Annotated in this window: 20 protein-coding genes; 11 read left to right on the top strand and 9 right to left on the bottom strand. The window is 65.4% G+C overall.

Annotated elements, in window-relative coordinates:
* Positions 1-47: 47 nt before the first annotated feature.
* Entirely contained in the window at positions 48-992 is a 945-nt protein-coding gene (locus tag JNE37_RS11350) for an OST-HTH/LOTUS domain-containing protein (protein ID WP_246513210.1), read from the bottom strand.
* 296 nt (positions 993-1,288) lie between these two features.
* Here JNE37_RS11350 and JNE37_RS11355 point away from each other — a divergent pair, with 296 nt between their 5' ends.
* The 5 genes from JNE37_RS11355 to JNE37_RS11375 all read left to right on the top strand — a co-directional run bounded on the left by JNE37_RS11355 (position 1,289) and on the right by JNE37_RS11375 (position 4,286).
* Positions 1,289-1,504, top strand: coding sequence for a helix-turn-helix transcriptional regulator (locus JNE37_RS11355; RefSeq protein WP_203062811.1), 216 nt, complete (start codon positions 1,289-1,291; stop codon positions 1,502-1,504).
* Positions 1,494-1,727: a hypothetical protein gene (locus JNE37_RS11360; RefSeq protein ID WP_203062812.1), complete on the top strand. Its 234-nt coding sequence runs from the start codon at positions 1,494-1,496 to the stop codon at positions 1,725-1,727. The genes JNE37_RS11355 and JNE37_RS11360 overlap by 11 nt, the downstream gene beginning before the upstream one ends.
* A 65-nt stretch (positions 1,728-1,792) precedes the next feature.
* Entirely contained in the window at positions 1,793-2,083 is a 291-nt protein-coding gene (locus JNE37_RS11365; protein WP_203062813.1) for a type II toxin-antitoxin system TacA family antitoxin, read from the top strand.
* The gene (locus JNE37_RS11370; protein WP_203062814.1) at positions 2,080-2,574 is read left to right on the top strand and encodes a GNAT family N-acetyltransferase; all 495 of its coding nucleotides are present in this window, start codon (positions 2,080-2,082) and stop codon (positions 2,572-2,574) included. The genes JNE37_RS11365 and JNE37_RS11370 overlap by 4 nt, the downstream gene beginning before the upstream one ends.
* A 17-nt stretch (positions 2,575-2,591) precedes the next feature.
* Complete coding sequence (locus JNE37_RS11375) at positions 2,592-4,286, top strand: recombinase family protein (RefSeq protein ID WP_203062815.1); 1,695 nt, start codon at positions 2,592-2,594, stop codon at positions 4,284-4,286.
* Between the two features lie 365 nt (positions 4,287-4,651).
* Here JNE37_RS11375 and JNE37_RS11380 read toward each other — a convergent pair whose 3' ends face one another.
* From JNE37_RS11380 to JNE37_RS11410, 7 genes are all read right to left on the bottom strand, one after another.
* Positions 4,652-5,644, bottom strand: coding sequence for an ABC transporter ATP-binding protein (locus tag JNE37_RS11380; RefSeq protein ID WP_203062816.1), 993 nt, complete (start codon positions 5,642-5,644; stop codon positions 4,652-4,654).
* Positions 5,641-6,651 carry an ABC transporter ATP-binding protein gene (locus JNE37_RS11385; protein ID WP_035094835.1) on the bottom strand — a complete coding sequence of 337 codons (1,011 nt, stop codon included), beginning with the start codon at positions 6,649-6,651 and terminating at the stop codon, positions 5,641-5,643. The genes JNE37_RS11380 and JNE37_RS11385 overlap by 4 nt, the downstream gene beginning before the upstream one ends.
* Positions 6,652-6,660: 9 nt before the next feature.
* Entirely contained in the window at positions 6,661-7,377 is a 717-nt protein-coding gene (locus JNE37_RS11390; RefSeq protein WP_035094838.1) for an arylmalonate decarboxylase, read from the bottom strand.
* A gap of 67 nt (positions 7,378-7,444) precedes the next feature.
* The gene (locus tag JNE37_RS11395) at positions 7,445-8,407 is read right to left on the bottom strand and encodes an ABC transporter permease (RefSeq protein ID WP_035030737.1); all 963 of its coding nucleotides are present in this window, start codon (positions 8,405-8,407) and stop codon (positions 7,445-7,447) included.
* 9 nt (positions 8,408-8,416) lie between these two features.
* A complete protein-coding gene (locus JNE37_RS11400) occupies positions 8,417-9,334 on the bottom strand; it encodes an ABC transporter permease (RefSeq protein ID WP_203062817.1) in 918 nt (305 codons plus the stop codon).
* Between the two features lie 21 nt (positions 9,335-9,355).
* The gene (locus JNE37_RS11405; RefSeq protein ID WP_052015084.1) at positions 9,356-10,315 is read right to left on the bottom strand and encodes an aldo/keto reductase; all 960 of its coding nucleotides are present in this window, start codon (positions 10,313-10,315) and stop codon (positions 9,356-9,358) included.
* Positions 10,316-10,369: 54 nt separating this feature from the next.
* Positions 10,370-12,124, bottom strand: a complete 1,755-nt coding sequence (locus JNE37_RS11410; RefSeq protein WP_203062818.1) for an ABC transporter substrate-binding protein — start codon at positions 12,122-12,124, stop codon at positions 10,370-10,372.
* A gap of 133 nt (positions 12,125-12,257) precedes the next feature.
* Here JNE37_RS11410 and JNE37_RS11415 point away from each other — a divergent pair, with 133 nt between their 5' ends.
* The 6 genes from JNE37_RS11415 to JNE37_RS11440 all read left to right on the top strand — a co-directional run bounded on the left by JNE37_RS11415 (position 12,258) and on the right by JNE37_RS11440 (position 18,887).
* Positions 12,258-13,004, top strand: coding sequence for an IclR family transcriptional regulator (locus JNE37_RS11415; protein ID WP_203062819.1), 747 nt, complete (start codon positions 12,258-12,260; stop codon positions 13,002-13,004).
* 87 nt (positions 13,005-13,091) lie between these two features.
* Positions 13,092-15,410 carry a Tex family protein gene (locus JNE37_RS11420; RefSeq protein ID WP_203062820.1) on the top strand — a complete coding sequence of 773 codons (2,319 nt, stop codon included), beginning with the start codon at positions 13,092-13,094 and terminating at the stop codon, positions 15,408-15,410.
* 238 nt (positions 15,411-15,648) lie between these two features.
* Entirely contained in the window at positions 15,649-15,939 is a 291-nt protein-coding gene (locus JNE37_RS11425; RefSeq protein WP_035030749.1) for an SH3 domain-containing protein, read from the top strand.
* Between the two features lie 239 nt (positions 15,940-16,178).
* Entirely contained in the window at positions 16,179-17,189 is a 1,011-nt protein-coding gene (locus JNE37_RS11430; protein WP_052152605.1) for a helix-turn-helix domain-containing protein, read from the top strand.
* Between the two features lie 25 nt (positions 17,190-17,214).
* Positions 17,215-18,702: an alpha/beta hydrolase gene (locus JNE37_RS11435; RefSeq protein WP_203062821.1), complete on the top strand. Its 1,488-nt coding sequence runs from the start codon at positions 17,215-17,217 to the stop codon at positions 18,700-18,702.
* Between the two features lie 35 nt (positions 18,703-18,737).
* Positions 18,738-18,887 carry a hypothetical protein gene (locus JNE37_RS11440; protein ID WP_152572021.1) on the top strand — a complete coding sequence of 50 codons (150 nt, stop codon included), beginning with the start codon at positions 18,738-18,740 and terminating at the stop codon, positions 18,885-18,887.
* Between the two features lie 241 nt (positions 18,888-19,128).
* Here the strand turns inward: JNE37_RS11440 and rocD are convergent, their stop codons facing one another.
* Positions 19,129-20,349, bottom strand: coding sequence for an ornithine--oxo-acid transaminase (rocD, locus tag JNE37_RS11445; protein ID WP_203062822.1), 1,221 nt, complete (start codon positions 20,347-20,349; stop codon positions 19,129-19,131).

The following is a 20,349-nucleotide window of genomic DNA, read 5'->3' on the forward strand; positions in this document are numbered from 1 at the left end:
CGATTACTGGTTTTTGTCCCCGTCTCGCGCAGTGAAGCCAATGTATTTCAATGCGAGGTCGCGGGATTCTCCTTTTCACGATACCGCGCAACGCGCTGACCATTCACATCAAAGTACCGAAGATCGAAAATTCGCGATTCATGCACGACCTGACGCCAACTGCTGCATCCATATTTTGCAGGTAGCTGTTCCGGGAACCGCTCGGCAATCCACTTGCCAGCCCCCGAGACAGATGCCCAACCATCGACGGCCAGTTCCTCAGCAGCTTCCCGCAAGGCGCTCACGATGCCTGCGGCGGGCCAGTAGTCCATGCCGTCCGGGGCAATGCCATTGATGACCAGATCGCGGAATGCATTCGACTGGACGAACTCTGCGGCCAGACGCCGACTTTGTTCCATGTGTTCCACCCATCCGCGGAGTTGTTCAAAATGCTGGTCGATGCGGCTGTAGGCGGCGACCAACGCATCGTGAGCGCCATGGCATCCTTCCAGACTCCAGAGGTCATGCTGGTCGATGAAGTGATGAACCAGGTTGTTGCGCAGCAGCACAAGTTCTCTGAGATCACTTTCCGTTCGGGCGAAATCCGGTTCCGAAAGGCTCAGATGCATCCGAAAGCTGACCGAGGCAATGTCTTCGGGAGAAATGGACGCGGTCTCGGGTGGGGTGCTGCTTTCGCGCGCGACGACATATGATCCGAGAAGATCGCCGACCAGTGTGCCGAGTGTCTTGCGAGCGGTATCGGTGACGCGCGCCGCCCGGATCGCCTCCAAAGCGTGAGGCGGCCCTGAAAGCTCGTGATGCGCTACAATCGCCTTTATCAGGCGCTCATACTGTTGCAGGCGCAGCAGGCAACGCCCCAATAATCTCTGAACTTCGCGATGAAGCGTTTGCAGCGCGTCATCGGATGGTGTCGTCATCGCCCTTCCCACCCTCTGTGTTATCCACCCTTTATCCGGCAGGCACGATGCTGCAAAGCCCGTGAGGTCGCTCATGGGCAATCATGGCAAAGAGTCTGCGATGCGATCCGCGACGGGAATAGCTCGCCGAAATCCTCAATCGCGACCCGGCCATCAGCTTCGAATCAGGCCGCAGCCTTGGCGGTGAACTGGCCTTCACCCACGGCATCGACCTTGGGTCAGGTCGAGGCCGAGGACTCGACGGTTTTCCTATTTACCGCCGTTCGCCGCCGATAGCCCTACGACCGATAAATACCTGTTGTGCAATGGAAAGTTTTCCTCCGTCTGGTCTCTGCAACCGTCAGAAACGACCAGCAGGAGGCAGAGCAGCCATGCGCCAACCAGACCGCATCATCCGCTTCGACACTGTCCGCGCCCGCACCGGCCTGTCGCGGTCCACCATCTACCGCAAGATCGCCGAGGGCACATTCCCCGCCCAGATCAGGATCAGCACCAACGGCGCGGGATGGAAGGAATCCGACATCGACCGATGGGTCGCCGATCCCGTCAGGTGGCGACCAGAGGCAGAGGCCGGTCATGGGAAATGACGGAAAGCCTCCCGGCAGAGCGAGGCCGGCCAACGATAACCGCCCGCCCGATGGACGGGATGCCGGGCATGAGGCCGGTGCGGCGGAGCGGCTGGACAAGGTGGTGTTGTCCATCGCCCGACTGATCGGACGCCAGATCGCGCAGGAACATTTCGAGGCGTTGCAGGCCGCCAACGACAACGCGCCACCGACGCGAGGCGGGCCGGACGGAAAGGACATATGATGGAGTTGGCTGATTGTCTTGACAATGTCTGGCACTTTGATAGTGTGCGCTCAGGAGATAACGCCATGAACACACGCATCACTCGCACGGAAAAACTCGATCTTCGCCTGACGGCGGAGGCAAAGCACACCCTTGCCGCCGCCGCACAGGCGCAACGCCGTTCGTTGAGCGAGTTCGTGCTCGAAAGCGCGCTTGGCCGGGCCGAGGAAGCTCTTGCCGACCGTCGCGTTTTCCAGCTTCCACCCGAGAAGTGGGAAGCCTTCGTTGCCGCGCTGGACGCGCCGCCGCGCGATCTGCCGCGCCTGCGCAAGCTGCTGAACGAGCCGGGCGTCTTTTCGGACGATAATCGTTCGTGACGGGCCTTCGCATCGAGAAGCTGCATCGCCGCCATGCCGTCGAGAACTTCGACTGCGGCGAGGACGCGCTGAATCGCTTTCTGGTTCGCTTCGCCCTGCCGAACCAGATGGCGAATGCCTCGCAGACCTATGTGGGTGTTGCGGATGACGACGCCATCGTTGGTTTTTACACGCTCGTTGTCGGCGAGGTCCGTTACGAGGAAGCCCCCGAGCGTTTGACCAAGGGACTGGCCCGGCATCCCGTGCCGGTCATGCTGCTGGCCCGGCTCGGCGTCAGCGAGGCGTGGCAGGGCAAGAGGATCGGTGCGGGGTTGTTGCGCGATGCCGTTCTGCGGACACTGCAAGTGGCCGACATTGCCGGTGTCCGCGCACTCGTGGTTCACGCCAAGAACGATGCGGCACGAGCGTTCTATGAGCGGTTCGACTTCCAGCCATCTCCCACCGATCCGCTGCATCTGTTCGCGCTCATCAAGGATTTGAGGAACCTTTAGACAGGAAGGACGCGGCCATGACCTGCGCAGCCCTTTACGCCCGCTACTCCGACGACAAGCAGAGCGAGGCGTCCATCGAGGATCAGTTCCGGCTTTGCCGGGAACATGCGGCGCGGGAGCGGTGGCAGATCGTCGGTTCCTACGAGGATGCGGCCATATCCGGTTCCAGCACGATTCTGCGCTCCGGCATCCAGCGGCTTGTGCGTGACGCGCAGCATGGCGAGTTCAACATCCTGTTGGCCGAGGCGCTGGACCGGATCAGCCGCGATCAGGCCGATGTTGCCACGCTCTACAAGCATCTGAAATTCGCAGGCGTCACCATTGTCACCTTGGCCGAGGGCGAGATCAGCGAACTTCATGTCGGGTTGAAAGGCACGATGAACGCGCTGTTTCTCAAAGACCTCGCGATGAAAACCCATCGCGGCCTGCGGGGCAGGGTGGAGAAGGGCAAGGCGGGCGGCGGTCTCTGCTACGGCTATCGCGTTGTGAAGAAGTTCGACGGCAACGGCGAGCCGATCCGGGGCGACCGCGAGATCATTCCCGAGGAAGCGGAAATCGTCCGCCGAATCTTTGGCGAGTTTGCATCTGGCAAAAGCCCGAAGGCCATTGCCGTTGATTTGAACCGCGATGGGGTTCCCGGCCCGCTCGGCCGCGCATGGGGCGACACCAGCATCCGGGGCCATGTCTCGCGCGGCACCGGCATCGTCAACAACGAGCTTTATGCGGGCGTTTTGGTCTGGAACCGCCTGCGCTTCGTCAAAGACCCGTCCACCGGCAAGCGCGTCTCACGCATCAACCCGGAATCCGCATGGATCAGAGCCGAGGTTCCGCATTTGCGCATCGTTGATGATAGTCTTTGGAACGCGGTTCGCGCGCGGCAGAAGGACATCGCCGTCCGGTTCGAGGCGACCGCCGAGGGCGTCAGGAAGGCCAAGGCGCGCAAACTCCATGAGAAGAAGCGGCCCGTTTCCCTTCTTTCCGGCCTCCTGACCTGCGGCTGCTGCTGCGGCAGATACGGCCTCATTATGCGCGACCGCTATGGTTGCCTGAACCATCACCGGCGCGGCACCTGCGACAACAACAAGACCATCACCCGTGAGAAGATCGAGGAGCGCGTGCTGTCCGGTCTGAAAGATAGGCTGATTTCCTCGCGGGCCGTCGAGGAAACCGTCCGTGCCTTCGCTGAGGAAATGAACCGCCTGAACCGCGAGCGCCGGGCGCAGGGCGAGCAGGACCGCAAGGCGCTGGACAAGATCGAGAAGGCCATCGCCGGAATCATCGTGGCCATTGAGGACGGCATGTATCAGCCGTCGATGAAAGCACGCATGGACGAGCTGGAACGGCAGAAGGCCGAAATCATCGCTCGGCAGTTGAAAGCACCGGCCGAGACGCCGGACGTGCATCCCAACGTCGCCAGCATCTACCGCAAGCGCGTGGAGCGGTTCACCGATGCCCTGCATAATGACGGCGATGGCCGTGTCGCCGCCGAAGAACTGCGCTCGCTGATCGAGGAAGTCGTCCTCATGCCCGGCGACAAGCGCGGCGAGGTTCACGCCAAGCTACGCGGCGAGTTGTTCGGCATCCTCGATTTTGTTGATGCCGAACATAGGCAGCGACCGGGGGAAGTTAGGACAAAGGTGGCCGCAGGCCCCCGCAACCAACGCTCCCCTGTATTGGGGAGCACCATTCTGGATCAGAAGTACTGCCAGTAGCCCGTACAACGTGATGTTGGCGGGCTTTTTGTTTTCCGGTGCGCTGAGTTGCGCACGGGATTTCCGAAAATTGCGGGTTTTCTCTCCCTGGTGAAGGCCGGGGGATTTCGTGCGCCAGATTTTCTGGGGCCCTGGGTCTTTGCTGTCTCTCTCCCGCAAACACGAAACTTCCCCGGCCGATAGAGCCGGGGCCCACGGATCGCGCCACTCGGGTGGAGGGGTGCAATGGGCCCCGGGTCTTCGCCCGGGGAAGTACGGTGGTGGGGAGAGGTGGGGGTGGAGGAAGAGGAAGAGGAAGAGGAAGAGGAAGAGGAAGAGGAAGAGCTTGCGCGGCTGGTTCCGCGCATGCCGGACGCGGCTCCCAGTCAGTTCGCTCCCAGCGGGAAGTGGCAGGCGACCTGGTGGTTTTCGCCTTGTTTGTGCAGCGCCGGGGCTTCGGAGCGGCAGCGGTCCTGGGCGCGGGGGCAGCGGGTGTGGAAGTGGCAGCCCGTGGGGGGATTGATGGGGCTGGGGATTTCGCCCTTGAGGACGGTGCGGGTGCCCGAGCTGCGGCGATCGGGATCGGGGATGGGGACCGAGGAAAGGAGCGCGGCGGTATAGGGATGCGCGGGGCGGGCGTAGACGGTGGCGGCAGAGCCGATTTCGACGATGCGGCCGAGATACATCACCGCGACCCGGTGGGAGATGTGGCGGACGACCGAGAGGTCGTGGGCGATGAAGAGGTAGGAGAGGCCGAAATCGCGCTGCAGGTCCTGGAGCAGGTTGACGATCTGGGCCTGAACGGAGACGTCGAGCGCCGAGACTGGCTCATCGCAGATGATGAGCTTGGGGCGCAGGGCCAGGGCGCGGGCGATGCCGATGCGCTGGCGCTGGCCGCCGGAGAATTCGCGCGGGAAGCGGCTTACGTGCTCGGGCTTGAGGCCGACGCGCTCCATGAGGTCGAGCACGGCCTTGCGCTTGCCGCCGGGTGGCTCGACGCCCTGGATCTCGAAGGGCGCTTCGAGAATGGCGCCCACGGTCTGGCGCGGGTTGAGCGAGGAATAGGGGTCCTGGAAGACCATCTGCACGTCGCGGCGAAGGCGGCGTAGATCGTTGCCGGCAATCCCGGAAATGTCGGCGCCCTCGAAATGGAGCGAGCCGGCGCTCGGTTCGAGAAGGCGCGCGATGAGGCGGCCGGTGGTCGACTTGCCGCAGCCGGATTCCCCGACAAGGCTGAGCGTTTCGCCCTGCATGATGTCGAAGGACACATCGTCCACGGCCTTGACCGAAGGGGCGTTCTTGCTGAAGAGGCCGGCCTGGAGCGTGAAGCGCTTGGAAAGGTGCTTGGCCTCGAGCAGGGCCTGGGACTGACGGGTCATCGCTCAATCTCGGTAAGGAGCGGTCGGGCCGCATCGCGGGCGGCGGCGCTCAGATGGCAGCGGATGGTGTGGCGGTCCTCGACCGAGGAAAGGCCGGGCGCGACCTTGCGGCAGAGGCCGTCGGGCACTTCGCCGGAAAAGCGGCAGCGGGGCTGGAAGGCGCAGCCGGCGGGCAGGGCAACGAGGGTCGGCGGTGAGCCGGGAATGGCGGTCAGCCGGTCGCGTTGCTCATCGAGCCGGGGCATGGAGCCGAGAAGGCCCCAGCTATAGGGGTGCGAGGGGTGGTGGAAGACGTCGCGCACGGCGCCCGTTTCGACGGCGCGGCCGGCATACATCACCACGACATCGTCGGCCATTTCGGCGACGACACCGAGGTCGTGGGTGATGAGGACGATGGTCGTGCCGAATTCGCGTTGCAGGTCGCGCAGGAGATCGAGGATCTGGGCCTGCACGGTGACGTCGAGGGCGGTCGTGGGTTCGTCCGCGATGAGGAGTTGTGGATTGCAGCTCAGGGCGACCGCGATCATGACGCGCTGGCGCATGCCGCCGGACAGTTCGTGCGGATAGCTGAGGAAGGTGCGGGCGGGGTCGGCCATGCCGACGCGTTCGAGCAGTTCGAAGGCGCGCTTGCGGACGGCGGATGAGCCGAGGCGCATGTGGGCGCGGATGGCTTCGCTGATCTGGTCGCCGACCCGGTAATAGGGGTGCATGGCGGTCAGCGGGTCCTGGAAGATCATGGCCATGCGCTTGCCGCGCAGGGCCTTGAGGCGGGCCTCGGGAGCGCCCACGATCTGGGCGTCGCCGATCGAGATTTCGCCGCCGATCCGCGTGCCGGGGGCATGCAGGCCCATCATGGCGAGACTGGCGGCGGTCTTGCCGGAGCCGGATTCGCCGACGATGGCGAGGGTCTTGCCCTCTTCGACCGAAAAGCTCAGGCCATCGACCGCGCGCGCCATGCCTTCGCTGGTGGGGAATTCTACCTTAAGGTCGCGGACCGAAACGAACATGCGTCTCTCCTAATGCGCCGGAGCGGTCTCGAAGAGGCGCCCGATCCCCTGCGCGCGCGGATCGAGCCCGGCGGCGTGCATCGTGGCCCAGAGTCCGGCAAGCGGGGAGGAGATCACGGGGATGCCGGTGTCGGTCTCGATGGTGCGGACGGCGGCGCGGGTGGCGAGGCCGCCGCAGGAGATGAGCACGGCTTCCGCGTCGGGGGCGGCAGCGAGGGCGCGCTGGGCGAGCTCGGTGACTTCGTCCTCGCCGACGGCATGGACCTCATCGATCGAGGCGATGCCCAGGTGCTCCAGCGAGAGCGCCTCAAGGCCGGCGGCTTCGAGGAAGCGCAGGAGGGCGTCGTTGACTTCGTCGCGATAGGCGGTGGCCACCGCGAGGCGGCGCACGCCGAGATGGGAGATGGCGTCGAGAATGGCCGAACTCATGGTGAGGGCGGGGAGGCCCGAGCTGTCGGCGATCTCCTGCTCGAGCGCGGCGTTGAAGTCGGGGCCGCGATAGAAGCTGAGCGAGGTGCCCATGAGGGCGATGACCTGCGCGCCGCGTTCGGCGAGGCGCCGGGCGGCGGCGCCGACCGAGGCGATGACGGAATCGTAGCCGCGATTGGTCATTTCGCCCAGGCCCAGGCCTTCGGCGAGGAAGGACTGGCCGGGATAGACGATGGCGGCGTCGGGCGGCACGAGTCCGGCCGCGGGCGGGACGATGAGGCCAAGATGCTTGCTCATCGCTGCACTGCCTTTCGGCTGGGAAGACGGCTCGGCTGCAACAATCGGAAACTCCATAATAGTCAGATCAGCTCAGCCTGACGCGCGGGTCGCGCACGGCTTGCAGGATGTCGACGCAGAGATTGGCTACGACAACGAAAAGGGCGGCGATGAGCACGGTGCCCATGATGACGGGCAGGTCGCCCGTCTCGATGGCCTGGACGGCGAGGGAGCCGACCCCGTTGAGGCCCCAGATGCGCTCGGTGATGATGGTGCCGCCGAGAAGCCCGCCGAGGTCGAGACCGATAAGGGTCATGACGGGGGTGAGGGCAGGCGGCAAAGCGTGCTTGTACATGACACGGCGCTCGCCCAGGCCCTTGGCGCGGGCGGTGCGCACGTAGTCCTGGTTCAGGGTTTCGAGCATGGAGCCGCGGGCGATGCGGGTATAGGTGCCGGTGCCGACGACGGCGAGCGTTGCCCAGGGCAGCAGCATGTGGCGCAGCCATTCGCCCGGATCGCGCGTGATCGGCACGAAGCCGCCCGAGGGGAAGAGCGGGTAGCCGGCATTGGTTAGGAGGAAAAAGAGGACGTAGAAGAGCAGCGTGCCCACGACGAAGGTCGGGAAGGACATGCCGGCAAGGGCGGTCATGGTGATGAGCCGGTCGGCGGCGGTGCCGGCACGGCGCGCCGAGAAGATGCCGGCGGGAATGGCGATCAGCAGCCACACGCCGACCGAGCCCAAAGCCAGCGAGATGGTGGCGGGCATGCGGCGCACGATGGTGGTGAGCACTTCCTCCTGGTTGACGAAGGACATGCCGAAATCGAAGTGCAGCAGCGCCCACATGTAGCGCAGGTACTGGATGTGGATGGGCTGATCGAGCCCGAGCCGCGCGCGCACCATGGCCACCTGGTCGGCGGTGGCGAATTCGCCGGCGAACATCAGGGCGGGGTCGCCCGGTGTCGCCAGGTAGAAGAGCACGAAGACGGCGAGCGTGATGAGCCAGATGGTCAGCAGGCCGAAGGCAAGGCGGCGAAGGAGAAAGCGGAGCATGCCTGGGTCCTAGCGCTTGCGGTATTCGGACGAGGGATCGAGCGCATCGCGCAGGCCGTCGCCGACAAGGTTGAAGGCGAGGGTGGCGGCCAGCAAGAAGAGGCTGGGGAAGAGGATCGACCACCAGGCGACGGCGTAATTGGTCTGGTTCTCGGCGATGATGCCGCCCCAGGTGGGGGTGGGCGGGGGCACGCCGAGGCCAAGGAAGCTCAACGAGGCTTCGAGCACGATCACCTGCGGAATGAGCAGGCTCCCATAGACGATGACCTGGCCGGCGATGTTGGGCAGGATTTCGCGGACCATGATGCGCAGGTCGCTGGCGCCGAGCATGCGGGCGGCATCGACGAATTCACCTTCGCGCGCGGAGACCACGAGGTTGCGCACGACGCGCGCGACCGGTCCCCAGGTAAAGAAGATGATGGTGCCCATCATGATGGGGAAGCTGGCGCCATAGACCGAGACGAGCGCGATGGCGGTGATGAGGAGCGGCAGGCCCAGCACCACGTCGATGAAGCCGGCTAGCAGCGTATCGAGCAGGCCGCCGTGATAGCCGGCCAGCATGCCGATGACGACGCCGATGGCGATGGCGACGAGCGCGCAGGTGACGGCGACGAAGATGGTGATCTGGGTGCCGACGACGAGTCGGATCAGGAGATCGCGGCCGACGGCGTCGGTGCCTAGCAGGAAGGTGGAATTGGGCGGCAGCGGTACGCCGCCCGGAGTAAGGCCGATATCGCGGAACTGTTCGTTGGGGCCGTGGCCGACGAGCGCCACGATGAGCGGCGCGCAGATGGCGGTGAGCACCAGCAGCACTATGACGGCAAGAGCTGCCATCGTTGCCCGGTCACGCAGGAGCCTGCCGACCACGCGCTGGCGCGTGGTCAGGGGGATGGCCTGCGGTTCTGGACTGATCAGAATGTCCGTCATGCGCGTCTTCCGGTGGCGATATCAGGCGGTCGTGAGGGGCGTGGCGTGGTTCGGGGGCAGGTCGAATTCGTGACCGGCCACGCCGAAATCGGCCAGCGCCTCGCGGATGGCCGGGCCATGCTTTTCGAGCACGGCAACGGCGCCGACATTGTCTTCGAGCTGGCCGATGCGGCTGGCGCCGAAGAGGAGCGAAGCCGTCTGCGGGTTGGAGAGGCAGAAGACGATCGCCATCTGGGCCATGGTGCAGTCGAAGCGCCTGGCGACTTCGGCGAGGCGTGGCACGAGCGCGATGATGTCTTCACGCACATTGCCGGGATCGCGACCGAGCACGCGCTCACGCACGAGATTGCCGGCGAGGATGCCGCCCTCGAGGCTGTCCGACGCGTGGATCGAGATGCCGGTTTCGGCGCGCAGGGCCGTGTATTCGGGCGATTCCACAATGTGGCGACGGGCGATGTTGTATTTGAGCTGGACGATCTGCGGGGTGGGCAGACCCTCGGCCTTGCAGGTGTCGTAGGCGATGCGCAGGTCCTTGGCGGACCAGTTGAGACCGCCCCAGGCGCGGGCGCGGCCCGAGGTCACGAAGCCGGCATTGAGGCGGGCGGTCTGGGCCGGGTCGTCGCGGCCGGGGCGCATGCCGTAGCACATGACGACGTCGAGATAGTCGGTATCGAGGCGGAAGAGGAGCTCGTCCAGCTGCTTTTCGAGCGTCGGATCGTCGCCGTCATACCACCAGACCTTGTCCATGATCATGATCTGGTCGCGCTTGAGGCCGGCATCGCGCAGGGCGCGGGCCAGGACGACTTCGGTGTGTGGCGCGGTGCGGTAATGGGCAACGTCAAACAGATTGATGCCCAGATCGGCGGCGCGGCGGACCAGGTTGACGATGTCGCGATATTCCATGCGCGAATAGGTTTGGTAGGAACCGAGCGAGAGGACCGACGCATTCAGTCCGGACGTTCCGATCTGGCGGTATTGCACTGTTTGTCTCCGGAAGAGGGGAGCGCGGGCGGCCGTTCCGCCCGCGCGAAGGGATTACTCGGCGATCCAGACCAGGGTCGGGTCGACGTTGTTGAAGAGCAGGTTGACGGTGGTGCCGCGCATGCGCTTGGAGGCGTAGAGCGAGATCTTGCCGGTGATGAGCGGCACGATGGGCGCGTCTTCCATGATCATGCGGTCAGCCTTGGCCCACGCCGCGGCGGCCGCGGCCTCGTCGGTGGCGGTGAGCGCCGTCTCGATGAGCGCGTTGACCTCGGGATTGTTGTAGCAGGTCCAGTTGCTGGTGCTGCTCTCGCAAGCCTCGCCGTGGAACATCGGGATGATCATGGTGCGGGCGGAATCGCCGACCCAGTCGGCGCGCAGCGAGGTCATGCCCACGTCCCAGGCGCCGCCATTGGTGGCCTGGCGGTTCTGGTACATCTGCGACATGACGGTGCGCGAGGGCGCCGGCTGCATGATGAGCTTGATGCCGGCCTTGGCCAGATCGGCCTCGAGCGCCGCCGAGTAGAGATCGTAGCGGCCGCCGGAGGCATAGCTGAACTTGAGCTCGATGCCGTTGGGGAAGCCCGCTTCGGCGAGAAGCTGCTTGGCCTTTTCCGGATCGCCCTGATGGTCGGGGGTCGGATAGAGGTCGTAGGGCTCGTAGCCGACGACGTTGGCGGTGAGGATCTGGTCGGTGGCTTCCTTGACGGCGGGGCCACCGCCGACCTGGACGATCGCGGCCTTGTTGACGGCGTAGTTGATCGCCTGGCGCACGCGAAGATCGCCCAGCGCCTTGTTGTTGTTGGGCGAGGCGATGTTGAGCACGAGGATCGGGTTCACCGCGCCATCGGCGAATTGCAGCAATTGCGGATCGCTCGGATTGGCCATGATGCGGGTGAGGTCAGCCGTGGCGATCGAGAGATCGAAATAGCCGTCGATGTCCCCGGCTTCGATCATGCGCTGGGTCTTGCCGGCATCGGGCGTGCCGAAGGCGACTTCGATGCGATCGACATAGGCCTTGTGCAGCGGATCGGCGGATGCGTTCCAGGTGTCGCTGCGCTTGAGCGAGAGCGTCTCGTTGAGCACGTATTCGTCGATGACGTAGGGACCCGAGCTCACGTAGTTACGGCGCAGTTCGGGGGAATTGGGCAGGTAGTCGAGGATTTCGACCGGAACGGGCGCGGAGGACACCAGCGCCAGGATCGAGTTGAAATCGGCGGTGGGGCGTTCGAGCGTGATCTTGAGCGTGCGCTCGTCTTCGGCGACGAGGCCCGGCACTTCGGTGCCTTCCACGTAGGAGCGGATGGAATCGACGTCGCCGGCTACCTTGGCGAAGCCGTCGCAATAGTCCTCAAAGCCCTTGATGACGCCGATATAGTAGGTGGGCGTGCCGGTGGGCTGAACGGGGTTGCACAGGCGCTTGAAGCCGCGGATGGCGTCGGCAGCCGTGATCTGGCGCGCGTCGGGCGTGTTCCAGGTGGCGCCTTCGCGGATCTTCAGGCGATAGACCAGGCCACCTTCCTCGGGGGTGGGCACGGCTTCGGCGAGATCGGGAACGGGGCGGCTGGCCACTTTCGGATCGGGATCGGTGGGGAAGGCGACCAGCGTGCGGGTCAGGGCCCGGTGCAGGAAGACCGCGGCGGTGCGCGCCGAGACCGGATCGAAGCCGGCAACGTCTCCCGAACCCACCAGCTTGAACGTGCCGCCGGACTTCGGCTCCTCGGCAAGGGCTGGCGACGCCAGCAGCGATAGTGCAGCGATGCCCACGCCTGCCAGCAGGCGATGCATCGATGGGCCCTTCAGCCTCATAATTTCCCTCCTTGATTTCCGCGACCGACGTTGTATCCGCCGATAACGAAGTGGCTTGTGTTGTGCCGTATTTTGGCATATTGTTCCAATATACGGCACGAAAGCTATTGGGGATGAGAGGGATTGTCAAGTCATGAACAGCGTGCGGAAGGCTTTGCTGGTCCTGGAAACGGTCGCGGACCTGCAGCCCGTGGGGGTGAGCGAGCTGGCGACGCACCTCAAGCAGCCCAAGTCTTCGGTGCAGAGAGCCCTGGAAACGCTGCATGAAGCGGGTTGGATAAGGGCCGCCGCCGGCGAGCGGACGCGGTGGGAACTGGCGTTCCGCGCGGGACGGCTGGCGAGAAAGGCGGGGAGCCATTTCGGGCTGCGCGAAGCGGCCCTGCCGATCATGGAAAAGCTGCGGCGCGAAACGCAGGAGACGGTGCACCTGGCGGTGCTCGACGACATGGAGATCGTGCTGGTCGAGCGTCTCGAAAGCCCCCATGCGGTGCGGCATGTCGAGCCGCTGGGCGGGCGCGCCCCGGTGCTGGTGACGGCGACCGGCAAGGCCATGCTCTCGCGCATGTCGGACGCGGAAGTGGCGCGAATCTATGCGGTTGCGGCCGGCGCCGCGAGCCAGGCCGTGGCGGCGGCCGATGCGCCGGCACTGCCGGACCTGCTGGCCGAGCTGGCGACGGCGCGGGCACAGGGCTATGCGACGACAGCCTCGTGGCGCGACGGCGTCTTTGCCACGGGGGCGGCGATCGTGGGTTCGGATGGGCGGTCGATTGCGGCGATCAGCATTTCGACCCCTTCGGTGCGCGCGGGCGAGGAGGCACGGACGCAGCATGCGGAGATGATCGTGAGCGCGGCGCGGAGCATTTCTGAGCACCTCGTCTAGCGGCAGGCTGTGGACGAAATCGGGGCGACTGGTTCGGGCGAGGCATTGCCATTATGGTCGCCGTCCCACTTTCGATTCCGGATTTCCATGGCTACCGACGTCAAACGCCTCGCCGCCCTCATTGCTACCGAAATCGGCTCCCGCCCCGAACAGGCGGCGGCCGCGATCGGCCTCCTGGACGAAGGCGCGACCGTGCCCTTCGTGGCGCGCTACCGCAAGGAAGTGACGGGCGGGCTGGACGACACGCAATTGCGCCTGCTCTCGGAGCGCCTGGCCTATCTGCGCGAGCTCGATGCACGGCGCGACAGTATCGTCGCTTCGATCCGCGAGCAGGGGAAGTTGACCGAGGAGCTGGAAAACAAGCTCGCCAAAGCCACGACCAAGGCCGGGCTCGAAGATATCTACCTGCCCTATAAGCCCAAGCGCCGCACCAAGGCGGAGATCGCGCGCGAGCGTGGGTTGGGGCCGTTGGCCGAAGCGATCCTTGCTGACCGGGCGCTGGTGCCGGCGGACCTGGCACAGGCCTATCTCACCGACGACGTGCCGGACGTGAAAGCGGCGCTGGAGGGCGCACGCGACATCATTGCCGAGCAGTTCGCCGAGAATGCCGACCTTGTCGGGCGACTGCGTACCTACATGAAGGACAAGGCGTTCCTGCGCTCGCGCGTGGCCGAGGGCAAGCAGGAGGCCGGTGCCAAGTTCTCGGACTATTTCGACCATGTCGAGCGCTGGGCGGGGGTGCCGAGCCATCGCGCGCTGGCCATGCTGCGCGGGCGCAACGAGGAGACGCTTTCGCTCGATATCGAGGTAGACGCGGACGACGCGTCGACCGTGAAGCCCGCGGCGCGGATGATCGCGTCGGCCTATGGCATTGCCAGCGACAAGCCGGGCGACAAATGGCTGCTCGATGTGGCGAACTGGACCTGGCGCATCAAGCTGTCGCTGCACCTGGCGCTGGACCTGATGGGTGACCTGCGCGAACGGGCGGGCGAAGAGGCCATCCAGGTTTTCGCCCGTAACCTCAAGGACCTGCTGCTGGCGGCGCCGGCGGTGAGCCGGCCGACCATGGGGCTCGATCCGGGCATCCGGACGGGCGTCAAGGTGGCGGTGGTCGACCGCACGGGCAAGCTGCTCGACACGACGACCGTCTATCCCTTCCCGCCGCGCAACGACGTGCGCGGGACGCAGGCGGAACTCGCCGCGCTCATCCGCAAGCACGACATCGAACTCATCGCCATCGGCAACGGCACCGGCAGCCGCGAGACGGAAAAGCTGGTGGCCGACATGCTCTCTGACATGACGGCGCCCAAGCCGACCAAGGTCATCGTTTCGGAAGCGGGGGCTTCGGTCTATTCGGCTTCCGAGACGGCGGCGCTGGAATTTCCGGGGCTCGACGTGTCGCTGCGTGGCGCGGTTTCGATCGCGCGTCGCCTGCAGGATCCGCTGGCCGAGCTGGTCAAGATCGAGCCCAAGTCGATCGGCGTCGGGCAGTACCAGCACGACGTCGACCAATACCGGCTGGCGCGGGCGCTCGATGCGGTGGTCGAAGATGCGGTGAACGTGGTGGGTGTCGATCTCAACACCGCCTCGGCTTCGCTATTGGCGCGGGTTTCGGGCCTGGGGCCATCTCTGGCCGAGGCCATCGTCGCCCATCGCGATGCCAACGGGCCGTTCTCCACGCGAAAGAACCTCCTGGACGTTGCCCGGCTGGGGCAGCGGACGTTCGAGCAATGCGCTGGGTTCCTGCGCATTCCGGGCGGAACCGAGCCGCTCGACGCTTCGGCGGTACACCCGGAAGCCTACGGCGTGGCGCGTAAGATCGTGGCCGCCTGCGGGCGCGATGTTCGGGCGCTGATGGGGGACAGCGGGGCGCTCAAGGCGCTCGATCCGCGGGTGTTTGTCGACGAGCGGTTCGGCTTGCCGACGGTGCGCGATATCATCGCCGAACTCGAAAAGCCTGGGCGCGACCCACGGCCGGCCTTCCGCACGGCGACCTTTGCCGAGGGCGTGGACGACATCAAGGACCTCAAGCCGGGCATGATGCTCGAAGGCACGGTGACCAATGTCGCCGCGTTCGGCGCCTTCGTCGATATCGGCGTGCACCAGGATGGTCTCGTCCATGTCTCGCAACTGGCCGATCGCTTCATCAAGGACGCCCATGAGGTGGTGAAGGCCGGCGATGTGGTCAAAGTCCGCGTCGTCGAGGTCGATACCAAGCGCAAGCGCATCGGGCTTTCCATGCGCAAGGATGGCGGCGGGGAAGCCGGGCAGCAGCCGCGTGGCGGCAAGTCGGGCGGTGGACCGGGTGGTCCACGTGGCAATGGGGGTGGCGGCAAGCCGGCACCGCAGAAGCCCACGCAAGGCGCACTGGGCGATGCGCTGGCAGCGGCCTTCAAGCGCCGGTGATTTTTTGGCACTTTTCTCGCTGGCGAGAAGGGTGATCTCACGTGAGCTGCGGGGGGGGGATGGCTCCGTTCCCCCTCGTCCGGCGCTACGCACCCCTCTCCCGCGAGGAGAGAAGGGAGTGGGGCGGTGGTTGCATTGGGGGACGGATAGCCAAATGCGGGGACGGTCAGCCAATCCCGTTCATCTTCCTGCCAGCTAGACTGGTGTTCGGGTCATCATGGCCCAGGGAGAATAAGGAATGCAGATAGCGTCAGTGCTGCGTCCGCTACTCGCCTGTGTGGCGCTCGTCGCCAGCGTCGGGGTCGCCGAGGCCCAGATGCGGCCCTCAGGCAACCTTGCCCTCGCCACCGCCACCGTCAACGTGCGCCAGGGACCGGGCACGCGCTTCCCGGTGGTCGATATTCTCCATCGCGGCGAAGAGGTGGAAATGGTGCGCTGCGAGCGCAATTTTTGCCTCGTCAAACACGAGGGCCCGCAAGGCTGGGTCTCGGACCGCTATCTCAAGCGACTGGTCGTCCAGCCGCGTTAGCAAAGTTGCGAATCGTCGATCGGAAGGCGCGTTACTGCGCAGCGGTGGATTCTGCCGTCGCTTTGTCGTAGGCTAAGGCCTTCTGGTATGGAGACTTTTCAAAAGCTTTAGATGATGTGCCGGAGGCCACCCTGGTACATCGGCAATAGATCCTGAGACGTGCCTGGAGCGGACCCGTGCACAATACTCTTCTCAGTAGATCGAGCGAGCGCCTGCAAGACAGGGGCGACCTTGTAAGAATGGATATCTCCACGGCCGGCTTGCCCCGGGCGGAGCAGTTTGCGTTCTGGCGCGACCTGATCGGACCGATCGCGGACGTGACGCCGATGGGTGCGAATACCGGTTTCCTGCTGGAGCAGACCGCCTGGAACCTGGGCAGCATAGCCGTGCTGCGCAGCCGGACGGCCGCCTTTGCCTATGAGCGGACTTCGCGGCATGTGCGGGGCGATGCACTCGACCACTGGCTGATCCAGCTCGTGCGGCGCGGCTCGATGTCGTTCGGGCGGCGCGGCTTCGTGACCAGTGCGGTCGAGGGTTCGCTGCATGTGACGACGCTGGGCGGCGAGTTCGCCGGCGAGACGCAGAACCTCAACGCACTCTTTCTCTTCGTGCCACGCGAATTCTGTGCGGATTCCACGGCCATTCTCGATGGGGCGGAGGGATGCGCACCGACCAGCGGCCTGTCGCTGCTGCTGGCGGATTACCTGCTCGACCTCGAGCGGCGGCTGCCGATGCTGACCATGGAAGAGCTGCCGAGCGTGCTGGCGACGACGCGGACTATGCTGCTCGCCTGTCTTGCGCCGACGTCGGAAGGGTTGGCCGAGGCGCAGCGGCCGATCGATGCGACCTTGCTGGAGCGGGCACGGCGGTTGATCCAGGAGGAACTGCTCTCGCCCGGGCTCAATGTCGACATGCTCTGCCGCAAGCTCGGCGTGTCGCGGTCGCGGCTTTATCGACTGTTCGAGCCGTCGGGCGGAATTGCGCACTATATCCGGGCGCGGCGGCTGCTGGATGCGCATATGTCGCTGGCCGATACGCGCGACCACCGGCGGATTGCCGATATCGCGGCCGATCGTGGTTTCCTCGACGCAGCGGAGTTCAGCCGGGCCTTCAAGCGCGAGTTCGGCTATACGCCGAGCGATGTGCGGCGTGACGCTTCGCGCGGGCCGATGCGGGCCAGCTATCCGCCGATGCCGGGCAGCGACCTTGTCGGTCTATTGCGCGGATTGAGGCCCATGCCACAATGGTGAAAAGGCTGGTTTGAGGGGGCGGTTCATGAAGGGTCTGTGGGGCAGTGCCTTGGCCGGCATCGTTTTCGGCCTGGCGGCGATTGCGGCCGCCAATGTGCTGCGCTTCGACATCAGCTGGAACCTCTTCAACAACGAAGGGCTCGTCACCTGGGCGACGCTGTTCGGCGGCGTGTTCCTCGTCGGCTGGCTGCTCTGGTGGGCGATGATGGCGCGGCCGGGCCGGCTCTCGCTCTGGCGCGGGGCGGCGACGGGCATCATCGTCGCGTTCGTTTCCTATCCGGTGGTCTTCGGCCTTACCGAGCTGGTGCAGCGCGACGGGGCGACGGCGGGCGGTTTGCCGGAGCGGGTGCGCGGCGTGGTGCTCATTACCGGCATTACCCTGATGATCACCGGCTTTGCCATGTCCCTGATCATGGCGGTGGTCGGGGCGGTGATCGCCTATGCGGTCAACCGGGCGCGGCCCGATATCGTGGATGCGACCGGGCGGCGGCTGGAGATCGGCAAGGGTGCGCAGATGGCGGGCGTGCTGGCGGCGATTCTCCTGGCCTTCCTTGTCGGCTCGTTCCTGACGCTGAGCCTCATCCCGGCGGACAAGAGCGGGCTGGTGCCCAATGGCGTGACGGCCAAGCCGGCGGCGACCTATGAGGAAGCCATGGCGGCGTTCGATGCTATCCGCGCCAAGGAGGCCGGGCTGGCCCTGCACGAGCGCTGCCCGTCGCAATTGCTGACGCATGGCAGCAAGACGGCGCGTGTTGCCATCTATTTCCACGGGCTGACCAGTTGCCCCGCGCAAGGCGAGGCGCTGGCCAAAGTGCTGTTCGACCAGGGCTACAATGTCTATTTGCCGCGCATGGCGGGGCATGGGCTCGCCGACCCGGAGACGACGGCGCTGATGGACCTGACGGCGGAGGACCTCGTCGATCTCGCCAACCAGTCTGTCGATCTGGCGCAGGGGTTGGGCGACGAGGTTTCGGTGGTGGGGCTTTCGGCCGGCGGGACGATCGCCACCTGGATTGCGCAATATCGGGGCGACGTGGCCGATGTGGTGGCGGTGTCGCCCTTCCTCGGGCCCTATGTCATTCCGCCCTGGGCGACGAGTGCCGCCAACAAGCTGGCGCTGATGCTGCCCGACCTGATGCTGTGGTGGAATCCGACCGAGACGGCGGGAGACGCGGCCGAAAGCTATGCCTTCCCCACGCCATCGGTGCATACGCTGGCGCAGGTGATGCGACTGGGTCGGGTGGTGGAGGCGGGCGCGCGCGAGGCGCCGCCGCAGGTCGAGCGGATTTCCATGCTGCTCAATTCAGCAGACATTGCGGTTTCCAATGCGCTGGCGCGTCAGCTCATCGCCTCTTGGAATGCGCATGGGCGCGAGGTGACGGTCAAGGAATTGCCGCTGGCGCGGTTGCTGCCGCACGACGTCATCAATCCGGGCGAGCCGCTGGGCGATACGGCTTTGGTCTATGCGGCCATCCTCGAGCTGATGAGCCCGCCGGCCGGGAACGGCAAATAGGGCGCTGCGTTCCCCTTGCGACAGGAGAACGCGCCATGATCCGCAAGCTCAAGAACGGCCAGTACCGGCTCTACTCGCGCAAGATCAACCCGGACACCGGCAAGCGCCGGAACCTTGGCACCTTCGACAGCCGCGAGGCTGCCGAAAAGCACGAGCGCGAAGTGCAGTATTTCAAGCGGCACTAGGGTCCGTACTCAATAAGTCCCGGCGCCCGCAGAGCGCCTTATCTTCCCATCCGAAAGATTCCAACGGAAGCGCTGCCGTCTGCCGCGCCACGCCCACTGAACTTCCCGGCCGCAGAGCCGGGGCCCACGGGTTCCTCCACTCGGGTGGAGGGTGGCAATGGGCCCCGGATCAAGTCCGGGGAAGTCCGGTGGGTGGGGCGGCCATCGCAACCTCAGCTACCGGTGCAAGTGAGTACGGACCCTAATGGATGGCGGTGCCCGATGTCAGCACGCTCTCAATGCGCTCCAAAGCCCAATCCACCTGATCGGCGGTGATGACGAGGGGCGGGGCGAAGCGGATGGTATCGCCGTGGGTGTCCTTGGCGAGAATGCCGTGCGCCTGCAACGCCTCGCAGACCTGACGCGCGCCGCCCGCTTCCGGAATCAGCTCGACTGCCAGCATGAGGCCGCGGCCGCGCACGTCCTTGACGAGGTTGGAGCGCGTCGACTGCAGCCCCGACTTGAAGCGGGCGCCCATGACGGCCGCGTTCTCGATCATGCCTTCCTCATGGAGGACGCGGACGGCCATGCGCGCGATGGCGCAGGCCAGGGGATTGCCGCCGAAGGTCGAGCCGTGCTGGCCGGGCTTGAGGACGCCCAGGACTTCCGAATTCGAAAGCACGGCCGAGACCGGGTAGAAGCCGCCCGAAAGCGCCTTGCCGATCAGGGTGACGTCGGCCTCGATGCCTTCGTGCTCCTCGGCGAGGAATTTGCCGGTACGGCCGAGGCCGGTCTGGATTTCATCGAGGATCAGGGTGACGCCGTGGGCAGTGCAGAGCCTGCGCACTTCGCGGAAATAACCGGGTGGCGGAATGAGCACGCCGGCTTCGCCCTGGATGGGCTCGACGAGGAAGGCGACGGTGTTGGGATTGATGGCGGCAGCTAATGCCGCGGCATCGCCGAACGGCACCGTCCTGAAGCCGGGCGCGAAGGGGCCGAAGCCGCCACGCGCCTCCGGGTCGGTCGAGAAGCCGACAATGCCCAGTGTGCGGCCGTGGAAATTGTTGGCGGCGACGATGATCTCGGCCTTGCCCTCGGGCACGCCCTTGACCTCGTAGCCCCATTTGCGCACCGCCTTGATGGCGGTTTCGACGGCCTCGGCACCCGAGTTCATCGGCAGAACCTTGTGGGCGCCGGTGAGTTCGGCCAGCTCTTCGTAGAAGAGGGCCAGCTGGTCGTTGCAGAAAGCGCGCGAGGTGAGGGTGAGCTTGCGGGCCTGCTCGACCATGGCGTTGAAGATGCGCGGGTGGCAATGGCCCTGGTTGACGGCCGAATAGGCCGAGAGGCAATCGAGATAGCGGTTGCCTTCCACGTCCCAGACATAGACGCCTTCGCCGCGCGTCAGGACGACGTCGAGGGGCTTGTAGTTGCGGGCGCCCAGTTCCTGTTCAATGGCGATGAAGTCGGCACTTGTGAGCGACAT

The organism is Paradevosia shaoguanensis (genome assembly GCF_016801025.1).
In the GTDB taxonomy this organism is placed as follows: Bacteria; Pseudomonadota; Alphaproteobacteria; order Rhizobiales; family Devosiaceae; genus Paradevosia; species Paradevosia shaoguanensis.

Coding starts and splice junctions, on each gene's coding strand:
- JNE37_RS11350 (WP_246513210.1), bottom strand. CDS start 992: ATGAGCGACCTCACGGGCTTTGCAGCATCGTGCCTGCCGGATAAAGGG.
- JNE37_RS11355 (WP_203062811.1), top strand. CDS start 1,289: ATGCGCCAACCAGACCGCATCATCCGCTTCGACACTGTCCGCGCCCGC.
- JNE37_RS11360 (WP_203062812.1), top strand. CDS start 1,494: ATGGGAAATGACGGAAAGCCTCCCGGCAGAGCGAGGCCGGCCAACGAT.
- JNE37_RS11365 (WP_203062813.1), top strand. CDS start 1,793: ATGAACACACGCATCACTCGCACGGAAAAACTCGATCTTCGCCTGACG.
- JNE37_RS11375 (WP_203062815.1), top strand. CDS start 2,592: ATGACCTGCGCAGCCCTTTACGCCCGCTACTCCGACGACAAGCAGAGC.
- JNE37_RS11380 (WP_203062816.1), bottom strand. CDS start 5,644: ATGACCCGTCAGTCCCAGGCCCTGCTCGAGGCCAAGCACCTTTCCAAG.
- JNE37_RS11385 (WP_035094835.1), bottom strand. CDS start 6,651: ATGTTCGTTTCGGTCCGCGACCTTAAGGTAGAATTCCCCACCAGCGAA.
- JNE37_RS11390 (WP_035094838.1), bottom strand. CDS start 7,377: ATGAGCAAGCATCTTGGCCTCATCGTCCCGCCCGCGGCCGGACTCGTG.
- JNE37_RS11395 (WP_035030737.1), bottom strand. CDS start 8,407: ATGCTCCGCTTTCTCCTTCGCCGCCTTGCCTTCGGCCTGCTGACCATC.
- JNE37_RS11400 (WP_203062817.1), bottom strand. CDS start 9,334: ATGACGGACATTCTGATCAGTCCAGAACCGCAGGCCATCCCCCTGACC.
- JNE37_RS11410 (WP_203062818.1), bottom strand. CDS start 12,124: ATGAGGCTGAAGGGCCCATCGATGCATCGCCTGCTGGCAGGCGTGGGC.
- JNE37_RS11415 (WP_203062819.1), top strand. CDS start 12,258: ATGAACAGCGTGCGGAAGGCTTTGCTGGTCCTGGAAACGGTCGCGGAC.
- JNE37_RS11420 (WP_203062820.1), top strand. CDS start 13,092: ATGGCTACCGACGTCAAACGCCTCGCCGCCCTCATTGCTACCGAAATC.
- JNE37_RS11425 (WP_035030749.1), top strand. CDS start 15,649: ATGCAGATAGCGTCAGTGCTGCGTCCGCTACTCGCCTGTGTGGCGCTC.
- JNE37_RS11430 (WP_052152605.1), top strand. CDS start 16,179: ATGGATATCTCCACGGCCGGCTTGCCCCGGGCGGAGCAGTTTGCGTTC.
- JNE37_RS11435 (WP_203062821.1), top strand. CDS start 17,215: ATGAAGGGTCTGTGGGGCAGTGCCTTGGCCGGCATCGTTTTCGGCCTG.
- JNE37_RS11440 (WP_152572021.1), top strand. CDS start 18,738: ATGATCCGCAAGCTCAAGAACGGCCAGTACCGGCTCTACTCGCGCAAG.
- rocD (WP_203062822.1), bottom strand. CDS start 20,349: ATGTCGCTCACAAGTGCCGACTTCATCGCCATTGAACAGGAACTGGGC.